10 protein-coding genes are annotated in these 12,260 nt (G+C 66.9%); all 10 read left to right on the top strand.

Translation table 11 applies throughout. From position 1 onward, the window contains the following. The first annotated feature begins 3 nt into the window (after positions 1-3). Genes rsmH through murC form a run of 10 tightly spaced genes read left to right on the top strand, consistent with a single transcriptional unit; the run spans position 4 to position 12,258 of the window. Positions 4-966, top strand: coding sequence for a 16S rRNA (cytosine(1402)-N(4))-methyltransferase RsmH (gene rsmH / locus Q4S45_RS01625; protein ID WP_305508529.1), 963 nt, complete (start codon positions 4-6; stop codon positions 964-966). Next, the gene (ftsL, locus tag Q4S45_RS01630; protein ID WP_305508531.1) at positions 963-1,235 is read left to right on the top strand and encodes a cell division protein FtsL; all 273 of its coding nucleotides are present in this window, start codon (positions 963-965) and stop codon (positions 1,233-1,235) included. Before rsmH ends, ftsL begins: the two co-directional genes overlap by 4 nt. Next, the gene (locus Q4S45_RS01635; RefSeq protein ID WP_305508533.1) at positions 1,232-2,995 is read left to right on the top strand and encodes a penicillin-binding protein 2; all 1,764 of its coding nucleotides are present in this window, start codon (positions 1,232-1,234) and stop codon (positions 2,993-2,995) included. Before ftsL ends, Q4S45_RS01635 begins: the two co-directional genes overlap by 4 nt. 6 nt (positions 2,996-3,001) lie before the next feature. After that, the gene (locus Q4S45_RS01640) at positions 3,002-4,528 is read left to right on the top strand and encodes a UDP-N-acetylmuramoyl-L-alanyl-D-glutamate--2,6-diaminopimelate ligase (protein ID WP_305508535.1); all 1,527 of its coding nucleotides are present in this window, start codon (positions 3,002-3,004) and stop codon (positions 4,526-4,528) included. Further along, complete coding sequence (murF, locus tag Q4S45_RS01645; protein WP_305508537.1) at positions 4,528-5,913, top strand: UDP-N-acetylmuramoyl-tripeptide--D-alanyl-D-alanine ligase; 1,386 nt, start codon at positions 4,528-4,530, stop codon at positions 5,911-5,913. The genes Q4S45_RS01640 and murF overlap by 1 nt, the downstream gene beginning before the upstream one ends. 2 nt (positions 5,914-5,915) lie before the next feature. Beyond that, positions 5,916-7,085, top strand: a complete 1,170-nt coding sequence (gene mraY / locus Q4S45_RS01650) for a phospho-N-acetylmuramoyl-pentapeptide-transferase (RefSeq protein ID WP_305508539.1) — start codon at positions 5,916-5,918, stop codon at positions 7,083-7,085. Between the two features lies 1 nt (position 7,086). Next, the gene (gene murD, locus Q4S45_RS01655; RefSeq protein WP_305508541.1) at positions 7,087-8,583 is read left to right on the top strand and encodes a UDP-N-acetylmuramoyl-L-alanine--D-glutamate ligase; all 1,497 of its coding nucleotides are present in this window, start codon (positions 7,087-7,089) and stop codon (positions 8,581-8,583) included. Further along, complete coding sequence (gene ftsW, locus Q4S45_RS01660) at positions 8,583-9,794, top strand: putative lipid II flippase FtsW (protein ID WP_305508543.1); 1,212 nt, start codon at positions 8,583-8,585, stop codon at positions 9,792-9,794. The genes murD and ftsW overlap by 1 nt, the downstream gene beginning before the upstream one ends. Further along, positions 9,791-10,870, top strand: coding sequence for an undecaprenyldiphospho-muramoylpentapeptide beta-N-acetylglucosaminyltransferase (murG, locus tag Q4S45_RS01665; protein ID WP_305508545.1), 1,080 nt, complete (start codon positions 9,791-9,793; stop codon positions 10,868-10,870). Before ftsW ends, murG begins: the two co-directional genes overlap by 4 nt. Then, positions 10,867-12,258 (top strand): UDP-N-acetylmuramate--L-alanine ligase, encoded by a 1,392-nt coding sequence (murC, locus tag Q4S45_RS01670; RefSeq protein ID WP_305508547.1) that lies wholly within the window; start codon positions 10,867-10,869, stop codon positions 12,256-12,258. The genes murG and murC overlap by 4 nt, the downstream gene beginning before the upstream one ends. The last annotated feature ends 2 nt before the right edge of the window (positions 12,259-12,260 follow it).

Raw genomic sequence — 12,260 nt, forward strand, 5'->3', positions numbered from 1 at the left:
GCGATGACTGAAGTGGCGACGCCCGAGTTCCAGCACCTGACGGTGCTGCTCGATGAAGCGGTCGATGCGCTCGACCTGGCCGGCGCGCGCGCCGACGGTACTTATATAGACGGCACCTTCGGCCGCGGCGGCCACAGCCGCCTGATCCTGTCGAAACTGGGCGCCGGCGGGCGCCTGTTCGGCTTCGACAAGGACCTCCAGGCGATCGCCACGGCCGAGCAGATCACCGACCCCCGCTTCACCATCGTGCACGACAGCTTCGCGACCATGAAGTCTGCGCTGGCCGAGCGCGGCGTAGACCAGGTCGACGGCATCCTGCTCGACCTGGGCATCTCGTCGCCGCAGGTGGACGACGCGGCGCGCGGTTTCAGCTTCCGCAACGACGGCCCGCTCGACATGCGCATGGATACCACGCGCGGCATGTCGGCGGCGCAATGGCTCGCCATTGAAACCGAACAACAACTGGAAAAGGTGATACGCGATTATGGGGAAGAACGGTTTGCTTTTCAGATTGCAAAGGCGATTGTTGCTCGCCGGGCAATCGAACCAATTTCAAGCACACGACAGCTTGCCGGTATCGTGGCAGGCGCGGTCAAGACTCGGGAAAAGGGCAAGGATCCGGCCACCCGCACCTTTCAGGCTATCCGGATTTTCATCAATCAGGAGCTTGAAGACCTCGCGGCAGGCCTGAACGCGGCCTACGACATGCTGGCGCCCGGCGCGCGCATGGCCGTGATCAGCTTTCACTCGCTGGAAGACCGCATCGTCAAGCAGTTCTTCGCCAGCAAGGTCAAGGTCGAGCAGCCGGACCGCCGCCTGCCGATCAAGGCCGTGGACCTGCCGCAGCCGCTGATGAAGCTCATCGCCAAGATCAAGCCGTCCGACGCCGAAGTGGCCGCCAATCCGCGCGCGCGCTCGGCCGTGATGCGCGTGGCCGAACGCCTGCCCGCGAAAGGCGCACAATGAACGGCAAGATCAACCTGGTCCTGGCCGGCGCCCTGGTGCTGTGCGGCCTGTCCGTCGTGAAGGCGCAGTACATCGCGCGCCACCTGTTCATCGACCTCGAGACGATGCAGCAGCAGGCGCGCCAGCTCGACATCGACTGGGCCCAGCTCCAGCTCGACCAGTCCACCCTGGGCAAGAACGCGCGCATCGAGCAGATCGCGCGCACCGATTTGAACATGGCGCCGCTGACCCCGGCGCGCACGCAGTACCTGACGGAAGGCGCCAAATGAAGAACGGCGTGAACGGATCGCGCGTGGCCGCCTCGAAGGGCGTGGCCTTCTCGAAAAGCCCGGTGCTGGCGGTGCGCCTGCCGACCTGGCGTTCGCGCGTGGTGCTGTTCGTGATGTTCGCCGCCTTCGCGGCGCTGGCCGGCCGCGCCCTGTGGCTGCAGGCCGTGTCCACCCAGTTCCTGCAAAAGCAGGGCAAGAGCCGCTACGAATTCACCATGGCGCTGCCGGCCACGCGCGGCAAGATCATGGACCGCAACGGCCAGGTGCTGGCCTCGTCGATCCCGGTCAAGGCGGTGTGGGCCAATCCGGACGACGTGCTGCGCGAGCCGCCGGAAAAACTGCGCGCGCTGGCCAAACTGCTCGAGATGACCGAGCCAGAGCTGCGCAAGAAGCTCGATTCGGACCGCACCTTCGTGTACCTCAAGCGCCAGGTCGAGATGGACGTCATCGAGCAGATCAAGAAGCTCGACATCGAAGGCCTCGACACCCGCAAGGAATACAAGCGCTTCTACCCGCAGGGCGAAGTGATGACCCACATGGTCGGCTTCACCAACGTCGAGGACGTGGGCCAGGAAAGCATGGAGCTGGCGCAGCAGAAGACGCTGGTCGGCGCGCCCGGCAGCCGCCGCGTGATCAAGGACCGCCTCGGTCACATCGTCGAAGACGTCGGCCTGTCCAAGGACCCGCACGACGGCCAGGACCTGACCCTGTCGGTGGACAGCAAGCTGCAGTACATCGCCTTCAACAGCATCAAGGATGCGGTCGAGAAGTTTCACGCCAAGGCCGGCGCGGCGGTGGTGCTCGACGTGCACACCGGCGAAGTGCTGGCGCTGGCCAACTGGCCGACCTACAACCCGAACGACCGCTCCAAGCTGACCGGTGAGCAGCTGCGCAACCGCGTCATCACCGATACCTTCGAGCCGGGTTCGACCTTGAAGCCGTTCACCGTGGCGCTGGCGCTCGACACCAACCGCGTCAAGCCGACCACCATGTTCGATACCGGCAACGGTCGCATGATCATCGGCGACCGCACCGTGCGCGACACCCACCCGCACGGCGTGATCGACGTATCCACCATCATCCAGAAGTCGTCCAACATCGGCGTGTCGAAGATGGCGCTGGCGATGCCGTCGCAGGAAATGTGGGAGATGTTCACCAAGTCCGGCTTCGGCCAGGCGCCGCGCTTCGGCTTCCCCGGCGCCGTCGCCGGCCGAGTGCGTCCGTACAAGGCATGGCGCCCGATCGAGCAGGCCAACATGTCGTTCGGCCAGGGCATCTCGGTGTCGCTACTGCAGCTGGCGCGTTCCTACATGATCTTCGCGCGCGACGGCGACATCATTCCGCTGTCGTTCCAGAAGCTGAACGAAAAGCCGGTCGGCCAGCAGGTCATCTCGCCGAAGACCGCCGCCGAAATGCGCACCATGCTCGAAACCGTGGTCGGCCCCGGCGGCACCGCGGCGCTGGCCCAGGTGCCAGGCTACCGGGTCGGCGGCAAGACCGGCACGGCCCAGAAGTTCATCAACGGCCACTACTCGCAGACCCATTACATCGGTTCCTTCGCCGGCATCGCGCCGATGTCGAACCCGCGCTTCATCATCGCCGTGATGGTGGACGACCCGGTCGGCGCCATCCACACCGGCGGCGGCGTGGCCGCGCCGACCTTCGCCGCGCTGGCCGCCAACGCCCTGCGCGCGGCCAACGTGCCGCCCGATTCGTCGGTCACCGAGATCATCATTCCCGAGCATCCACTCGAGGACTAGGACGCCATGACCCATACCGACACCTGCCAGTGGATCCGCAACGCCGCGCCGAACGGCCGGCTCGCGTCCGACTCGCGCCGCATCAAGCCTGGCGACGTGTTCTTCGCCTATCCGGGCGATGCGGGCGACGGCCGTGACTTCATCGGCGCCGCGATCGAGAAGGGCGCCGCCGCCGTGGTGTACGAGTACCGCGGCTTTGACTGGAATCCGGAGTGGAACGTGCCGCGCCTGGCGGTGGCGGATCTGAAAAAGAACGCCGGCCCGATCGCCCACGCCTGCCACAACATGCCCGACAGCGGCATGTTCACCGTCGGCGTCACCGGCACCAACGGCAAGACCTCGTGCGCCGTCTGGCTGGGCCAGGCGATGGCGCGCCTGGGCGACCCGACCGCCGTCATCGGTACCCTCGGCGTGGGCCTCTTCAAGGGGCGCGCCGAGCCGGAATTCGACGTCACCGGCTACACCACGCCGGACGCCGTCCTGCTGGCCGAGAAGCTGGCTGAAGTGCGCGACGCGGGCGCCGTCTCGCTGGCGATCGAAGTGTCGTCGATCGGCCTGGAGCAGGGCCGCGCGCTCGGCATGCATTTCGACGTGGCGGTGTTCACCAACCTGACCCGAGACCACCTCGACTATCACGGCGACATGGAAGCCTACGAGGCGGCCAAGCTCAAGCTGTTCGAATGGCCCGGGCTGAAGGCGGCCGTGATCAACCTGGACGACCCGGCTGGCCTGCGCATGGTCGCGCTCCTGAAACAGAAGGGCGCGCCGGCGCTGATCGGCTACACGCTGCAGGAAGCGGCGGCGCAGCCGGACATCGACGGCGTCGCCATGCTGCGCGCCTCGCAGGTGCGCAGCCGCCACGCCGGCACCGATTTCCATCTCGATTCGCCGTATGGCGGCGCCACCGTCAAGACCCACCTGGTCGGTCACTTCAACATCAGCAACACGCTGGCCGTGTTCGGCGCCCTGATGGCCAAGGGCGCAACGCTGCGCGCCGCGGTCGAAGCGCTCGATGCGCTGACGCCGGCGCCGGGCCGCATGCAGCAGGTCGGCGGCCAGGAAGCGCCGATGGTGGTGATCGACTACGCGCACACGCCCGACGCGCTGGAAAAGACCTTGCTGGCGCTGCGCCAGGTCGCCCACGAGCGCGGCGGCCAGCTGTGGTGCGTGTTCGGCTGCGGCGGCGACCGCGATCCGGGCAAGCGCCCGCAGATGGGCGCCATCTCGCAGATCGCCGAGCACGTGCTGGTCACGTCCGACAATCCGCGCAGCGAAGAGCCGGCAGCGATCATCGCCGAAATCGTCGCGGGCATGGACCTGGCCCATCCGACATCGCAGCATCAGGCGATCGAAGACCGCGCGGCGGCGATCCTGTCGGCCGTCAAGCACGCCGCCAAGGCCGACGTGATCCTGCTGGCCGGGAAGGGCCACGAGCCGTACCAGGAAATCAAGGGCCGCAAGATGACGTTTTCCGACGCCGACCACGCCGCGCTGGCGCTGGCCGCGCGCGTTACCATGATGAGGACACACTAATGCGCGCATCGCTGGCACAACTGGTCGCCTCGCTCACGGGCGCGCGCATGACGAAGAACGCCGCCTTCGACGGCGTCTCGACCGACAGCCGCACGCTGAAGGCAGGCGAACTGTTCGTCGCGCTGCGCGGCGAGAACTTCGATGGCCACGACTTCCTGCCGACGATCGCAGAGCAGGGCGTCGGCGCCGTGATCGCCGAGCAGCTGCCGGCCGGCTGGAACCTCCCGGCCATCGTTGTGCCGAACACCCTGACCGCGCTGGGTCAGGTCGGTCATTTCTGGCGCGAGAAGTTCGCCATTCCCGTCATCGGCGTCACCGGCAGCAACGGCAAGACCACGGTCAAGGAGATGATCGCGTCCATCCTCGCGCAGGCTTACGGCGAAGACGGCCGCCTGGCCACGCGCGGCAACCTGAATAACGAAATCGGCGTGCCGCTGACGCTCATGCGCCTGCTGCCCGAGCACAAGGCCGCGGTGATCGAGCTGGGCATGAACCATCCGGGCGAGATCGCGCGCCTGGCCGCGATTGCCGCGCCGACCGTCGCGCTGGTCAACAACGCCCAGCGCGAACACCAGGAATTCATGCACACGGTCGAAGCGGTGGCGCTGGAAAACGGCGCCGCGCTGGCCGCGCTGCCCAGGAGCGGCACCGCGGTCTACCCGGCCGACGACACCTACACCCCGCTGTGGGAAAAACTGGCCGACGGCCGCCGCACCATTACCTTCGGCCTGGACGGCTCGGCCGACGTCAGCTGCAATCACCGCGCCAACGCCTTCGGCAGCGACCTGCTGGTGTCGGCGCGGGTGGACGGCCACGATGCGCAGCAGTTCGCGGTGAAGCTGGCCGCGGCCGGGCTGCACAACGTGCGCAATGCGCTCGCCGCGATCGCCTGCGCGCTCGGCGCCGGCATCAAGCAGGATGCCATCGTGCGCGGACTCGAAGCATTCGCGCCGGTGAACGGCCGCCTGCAGCACAAGCGCGCACGGAACGGTGCAGCCGTTATCGATGACAGCTACAATGCGAACCCCGATTCGGTTCGCGCCGCCATCGACGTGCTGGCCCAGGCCGCGCAGCCGCGCATCCTGGTGCTGGGCGACATGGGCGAAGTCGGCACGCAGGGACAGCAGTTTCACGAAGAAATCGGCGCCTACGCCGCCAGCCGCGGGATCGACGCGGTGCTGGTGACGGGTGAACTGACGCGCCACATGGTGGGCGCGGGCGCCAAGCATTTTGAACAGTTTGACGAGTTATTGGCAGCACTGGATACAGCACTGGGCAGTAAATCTGATGCGACTGTGTTGGTGAAGGGCTCGCGTTTCATGAAGATGGAACGCGTGGTCCAGCACCTGATTGGAACACACAACACTGGCAAGGAAGCCCACTAAATATGCTGCTCTGGCTCGCACAATTCTTCCAGCAGGACCTGGGTCCTCTGCGAATCTTCAACTTCATCACCTTCCGCGCGGTGTTCGCCACCATTACGGCGGTGGTGATCGGCCTGGGCGCCGGCCCCGCGGTCATCCGCTGGCTGACCCGCATGAAGGTCGGCCAGGCGGTGCGCACCTACGGTCCCGAGAGCCACCTGGCCAAGCACGGCACCCCGACCATGGGCGGCGTGCTGATCCTGATCTCGATCGGCGTGTCCACTTTGCTGTGGTGCGATTTCTCGAACCGCCTGATCTGGCCGGTGCTGGTGGTCACGCTGGGCTTCGGCGCCGTCGGCTGGGCCGACGACTACCGCAAGGTGGTCTACAAGGACCCGGAAGGCATGCGCTCGGGCGAGAAGTACTTCTGGATGTCGCTGATCGGCGTGGCCGCCGCGTTCTACCTGGCGTTCTCGGTGTCGGCGCCAACCCCGATCAAGGTGTGGGAACTGTTTTACGCGTGGGTGCGTTCGGGATTCTCGATGTCGCTGCCGCCGAAGGCCGACCTGATCGTGCCGTTCGTGAAAACCATCAGCTATCCGCTGGGCGTATGGGGCTTCATCGCGCTGACCTACTGCGTCATCGTCGGCACGTCGAACGCGGTCAACTTCACCGACGGCCTCGATGGCCTGGCCATCATGCCGACCGTGATGGTCGGCTCGGCGCTCGGCCTGTTCGCCTACCTGACCGGTTCGGCGACCTACTCGCGCTACCTGTTCATCCCGCACATCCCGGGCGCCGGCGAACTGCTGATCTTCTGCGGCGCGATGGCGGGCGCGGGCCTGGCCTTCCTTTGGTATAACGCGCACCCGGCGCAGATGTTCATGGGCGACGTCGGCGCGCTGGCGCTGGGCGGCGCGCTCGGCACCATCGCCGTCATCGTGCGCCAGGAGATCGTCCTGTTCATCATGGGCGGCGTGTTCGTCGCCGAGACCCTGTCGGTGATCATCCAGGTGTCGTGGTTCAAGTTCACCAAGAAGCGCTACGGCGCCGGGCGGCGCGTGTTCCGCATGGCGCCGCTGCACCACCATTTCGAACAACTGGGCATGAAGGAGACCAAGGTTGTCGTGCGATTCTGGATCGTCACGATGATGCTGGTCCTGGTCGGCCTGTCCACCTTGAAGTTGCGCTGACATGAGCTACGCGGGCAAACAGGCACTGGTGCTGGGACTCGGCGAGTCCGGGCTGGCAATGGCGCAATGGCTGGCCCGTTGCGGCGCGGCCGTGCGCGTGGCGGACACCCGCACCGAGCCGCAACGCCTGCACGCGCTGCGCATGGCCGTGCCGGGCGTGGAATTCATCTGCGGCGAGTTCACCGGCGCGCTGCTCGACGGCGTCGACTTCGTCACCCTGAGCCCTGGCCTGGCGCCGCAGCGCGAACTGCGCACCATCGTGCCGACCGCGCACGCGCTGGGCATTCCGGTGTGGGGCGAGATCGAACTGTTCGCCCAGGCGCTGGCGCAGCTGAAGGAAGAACGCGGCTACGCGCCGAAAGTCATCGCCATCACCGGCACCAACGGCAAGACCACCGTCACCAGCCTGACCGGCCTGCTCTGCCAGCGCGCCGGCCTGACCACCCGCGTGGCGGGGAACATCAGCCCGGCCGCGCTCGACGTGCTGCGCGAAGCGCTCGACGGCGACGCGCTGCCGCAGGCATGGATACTTGAGTTGTCAAGTTTCCAGCTGCACTCGACCTTCAGCCTGGAGGCCGATGCGGCCACCGTGTTGAACATCACCCAGGACCACCTGGACTGGCACGGCGACATGGCGTCGTACGCCGCCGACAAGGCGCGCATCTTCGGCAAGCGCACCGTGCGCGTGCTCAATCGCGACGACGACGTCGTGATGCGCATGGCCGCGCCGGGCACGCCGGATGTGAGCTTCGGCGCCACCGCGCCGACCGTGCCGGGCGACTTCGGCCTGATCGCCGAGCGCGGCGTGCTGTGGCTGACCGTCGCCGCCGCCGGCGAAGAGAGCGAACAGAAACGCAAGAAGGGCGCCTTGCCCGAGCCGGTGGAAGTGATCGTCAATCGCCTGATGCCGTCGGACGCGCTGCACATCCGCGGCATGCACAACGCCACCAACGCGCTGGCCGCGCTGGCGCTGTGCCGCGCGATCGGCCTGCCGATGGCGCAGCTGCTGCACGGCCTGCGCGAGTACAAGGGCGAGCCGCACCGGGTCGAGCTGGTGGCGAACATCGACGGCGTCGATTATTACGACGACAGCAAGGGCACCAACGTCGGCGCCACCGTCGCAGCGTTGAATGGCCTGGGCAAGGCCTTCGGCGGCGAATCGCAGAAAATCGTGCTGGTCGCCGGCGGCGACGGCAAGGGACAGGACTTCGCGCCGCTGGCCGAGCCGTGCGCGCGCTTCGTGCGCACCGTGGTGCTGATCGGCCGCGACGCGCCGCAGCTGCGCCTGGCGCTCGAGCCGTCCGGCGTCGAACTGGTCGACTGCCGCACCTTGCCGGAAGCGGTGCAGCGCGCCGCCGCGGCTGCGCAAGCGGGCGACGCCGTGCTGCTGTCGCCGGCCTGCGCAAGCCTCGACATGTTCACCAACTACGCGCACCGCGCCCAGGTGTTCGTCGACGCCGTGCGCGAACTGGCGCTGGAAAAAGGACAGGAAATCTGATGGCCTTCCAGATTCCATTCAAATTCTCCGGCTCCGCGTCCGACGCGCTGGTGAGCAGCCGCGCGCGCGCGTCGAAGATGATGGAATACGACCAGCCGCTGGTGTGGGTGACCCTGCTGCTGATGCTGTTCGGGATGGTGATGGTGTACTCGGCGTCGATCTCGCTGCCCGATTCGCCGAAATTCGCCGCCTACAAGAACACCTACTTCCTGCAGCGCCAGGCGGCCTTCATCGCCGTCTCGATGATCGCCGGCCTGTTCGTCTTCCGCGTCAAGGTCGCCACCTGGCAGCGCCTCGCGCCGTGGCTGTTCGGTATCACCCTGGTCCTGCTGGCGCTGGTGTTCGTGCCTGGCCTTGGCGTGAGCGTCAACGGCGGCCGGCGCTGGGTCAACCTGATCGTCTTCAAGCCGCAGCCGTCCGAAATCATGAAGGTGGTGGCGGTGCTGTACGCGGCCGACTACACGGTGCGCAAGCAGCAGTACATGCACAAGCTGACCAAGGGCTTCCTGCCGATGGCCGGCGCGATCGGCCTGGTGGGCCTCTTGTTGCTGCTCGAACCCGACCTGGGCGCGTTCGGCGTGATCGTCTGCATCGCCATGGGCATCCTGTTCCTCGGCGGGATCAACGCCATCTGGTTCGGCGGCATCGGCGCCGTGCTGGTGGTGATCTTCAGTACCATCATTGCGCTTTCGCCGTTCCGCCGCGCGCGCATGTTCGCCTACCTCGATCCGTGGCAGGAAGACAATGCGCTGAACAAGGCTTACCAGCTGACCCATTCGCTGATCGCCTTCGGCCGCGGCGAACTGTTTGGCGTGGGCCTGGGCGGCAGCGTCGAAAAGCTGCACTACCTGCCCGAAGCCCATACCGACTTCCTGCTCGCCGTGATCGGCGAGGAGCTGGGCCTGGCCGGCGTGCTGATCACCATCGCCATGTTCTACTGGCTGGTCAAGCGCGCCTTCGATATCGGCCGCCAGGCCATTGCCATCGACCAGACCTTCGCCGGCCTGACCGCGAAGGGTGTCGGCATCTGGATCGGCGTGCAGACCTTCATCAACATGGGCGTGAACCTGGGCCTGCTGCCGACCAAGGGCCTGACCCTGCCTTTGATGAGCTATGGTGGTACCGGCGTCTTCATCAACTGCGTCGGCCTGGCGATCCTGCTGCGCATCGACTACGAAAACCGCGTGATGATGCGTGGAGGCCGCCCATGAAGCGCCTGATGATCATGGCGGCCGGCACCGGCGGGCATATCTTCCCTGGCATCGCGATCGCGCAGACGATGCGCGCGCGCGGCTGGGAAGTGAGCTGGCTCGGCACGGCGCACGGCATGGAGCAGGATCTGGTGCCGAAGCACGGCATCGAGATGGATGCGATCGACTTTTCCGGCATGCGCGGCAAGGGCCTGCAGCACACGCTCGCCGGCGCGTTCAAGCTGACCGCCAGTTTCGCTGCCTGCCTGCGCATCATCGCGCGCAGGAAGCCCAGCGTGGTGCTGGGCATGGGCGGCTACGTCACCGTGCCGGGCGGCCTGATGGCGCGCCTGCGCCGCGTGCCGCTGGCCCTGGTCAACGCCGACGCCGCGCTGCTGTTGTCCAACAAGACCCTGACGCCGCTGGCGCAGCGCGTGCTGTTCGGCTTCCCGGCCGACTTCGGCCGCGCCGCCGGCAAGGCCAGCGTCACCGGCAACCCGGTGCGCAAGGAGATTCTCGATATCGAGCCGCCGCAGACCCGCTTCGATAAGCGCGAAGGCGCTTTGCGGATCCTGGTGGTCGGCGGCAGCCTGGGCTCGCAGGTGCTCAACGCCGCCGTGACGGCCGCGCTGGCGCTGATCCCGGACGCCACGCGTCCAGTGGTCACCCACCAGTCGGGCAAGAAGAACATCGAAGCACTGGAAAAGTCGTACAAGGACGCCGGCGTCAGCGCCAACGTGGTCGCCTTCATCGACGACATGGCCGCGGCCTACGCAGAAGCGGACCTGGTGATCTGCCGCGCCGGCGCGATCACCATTTCGGAACTGACGGCGGCCGGCGTGGCCAGCGTGCTGGTGCCGTTCGTCGCCAGCACCACCAGCCACCAGCGCGACAACGCGCAGTGGATGCAAACCCAGGGCGCGGCGATCCACCTGCCGCAGGGCGAACTGAACCCGGCCCGGCTGGCCGAGCTGCTGGGCAGCCTGTCGCGCGGCGAATGCCGCGACATGGCGCTGGCGGCGCAGGCGGTCGGCAAGCGCGACGCCAACGAGGCGATCGCGAACATTCTGGAACAACTGGCGGGATCGAATTCATGAAGCACAAGATCAAGAACATCCATTTCGTCGGCATCGGCGGCAGCGGCATGAGCGGCATCGCCGAAGTGCTGCTCAACCTCGGCTACAAGGTGTCCGGCTCGGACCTGGGCAGCAACGCGGCCACCGTGCGCCTCGAGAGCCTGGGCGCGAAGGTCATGCTGGGCCACGACGCGGCCAATGTGGCCGGCGCCGACGCCGTCGTCACCTCGACCGCCGTCAACGAAGCCAACCCCGAAGTGGTGGCCGCGCGCGCCGCCATGATCCCGATCGTGCCGCGCGCGATCATGCTCGGCGAGTTGATGCGCCTGAAGCGCGGCATCGCGATCGCCGGCACCCACGGCAAGACCACCACCACCAGCCTGGTCGCATCGGTGCTGGCCGAAGGCGGGCTCGATCCGACTTTCGTCATCGGCGGAAAGCTGAACAGCGCCGGCGCCAACGCCAAGCTGGGCACCGGCGAGTACATCGTGGTTGAAGCCGATGAATCGGACGCGTCCTTCCTGAACCTGGCGCCGATGATCGAAGTGATCACCAACATCGACGCCGATCACATGGACACCTACGAGCACGACTTCGAAAAGCTCAAGATGGCGTTCGTGCACTTCACGCACCGCCTGCCGTTCTACGGCCGCGCCATGCTGTGCATCGACGATCCGCACGTGGCGGCAATCATCCCGCACGTGACCAAGCCGGTGACGACCTACGGCTTCTCGGCGCTGGCCCAGGTGCGCGCGGTGAACGCCCGCGCCGACGGCCTGCAGATGCGCTTTACCGTCGTCCAGCAGGGCTATCCGGACACCGACTTCGTGCTGAACCAGCCAGGCATGCACAATGTGCTCAACGCCTGCTCGGCGATTGCGATCGCGCGCGAAATCGGCGTCGAGGACAGCGCCACCCAGCGCGGCCTCGAAGGCTTCAACGGCGTGGGCCGCCGCTTCACCCGCTACGGCGACGTCGCCATTCCGGGCGGCGGCAGCTTCACCCTGGTGGACGATTTCGGCCACCATCCGATCGAAACCGAAGTCACGCTGGCGGCCGCGCGGGGCGCGTATCCTGGCCGCCGCCTGGTGCTGGCGTTCCAGCCACACCGTTTCAGCCGCACGCGCGACCTGTTCGAAGACTTCGTCAAGGTGCTGTCCACGCCCGACGTGCTGGTGCTGGCCGACGTGTACGCCGCCGGCGAGGCGCCGATTGCCGCCGCCGACGGCCGCGCCCTGGCGCGCGCGCTGCGCGTGGGCGGCAAGGTCGAGCCGATCTTCGTCGAATCGATCGCCGACATGCCCGCCACCATCATGAATGTGGTGCGCGACGGCGACGTCGTGATCACCATGGGCGCCGGCTCGATCAGCGGCATCCCGAACAAACTGACTTCTTATTCAAAGGCCTGATT

Origin of the sequence: Massilia sp. R2A-15 (genome assembly GCF_030704305.1) — a bacterium.
In the GTDB taxonomy this organism is placed as follows: Bacteria; Pseudomonadota; Gammaproteobacteria; order Burkholderiales; family Burkholderiaceae_D; genus JAFCUW01.

Bases quoted from the DNA above. Each gene is read 5' to 3' on its own strand.
- murD (WP_305508541.1), top strand. From the start codon at position 7,087: ATGAGCTACGCGGGCAAACAGGCACTGGTGCTGGGACTCGGCGAGTCC.
- rsmH (WP_305508529.1), top strand. From the start codon at position 4: ATGACTGAAGTGGCGACGCCCGAGTTCCAGCACCTGACGGTGCTGCTC.
- ftsL (WP_305508531.1), top strand. From the start codon at position 963: ATGAACGGCAAGATCAACCTGGTCCTGGCCGGCGCCCTGGTGCTGTGC.
- murF (WP_305508537.1), top strand. From the start codon at position 4,528: ATGCGCGCATCGCTGGCACAACTGGTCGCCTCGCTCACGGGCGCGCGC.
- mraY (WP_305508539.1), top strand. From the start codon at position 5,916: ATGCTGCTCTGGCTCGCACAATTCTTCCAGCAGGACCTGGGTCCTCTG.
- ftsW (WP_305508543.1), top strand. From the start codon at position 8,583: ATGGCCTTCCAGATTCCATTCAAATTCTCCGGCTCCGCGTCCGACGCG.
- Q4S45_RS01635 (WP_305508533.1), top strand. From the start codon at position 1,232: ATGAAGAACGGCGTGAACGGATCGCGCGTGGCCGCCTCGAAGGGCGTG.
- murG (WP_305508545.1), top strand. From the start codon at position 9,791: ATGAAGCGCCTGATGATCATGGCGGCCGGCACCGGCGGGCATATCTTC.
- murC (WP_305508547.1), top strand. From the start codon at position 10,867: ATGAAGCACAAGATCAAGAACATCCATTTCGTCGGCATCGGCGGCAGC.
- Q4S45_RS01640 (WP_305508535.1), top strand. From the start codon at position 3,002: ATGACCCATACCGACACCTGCCAGTGGATCCGCAACGCCGCGCCGAAC.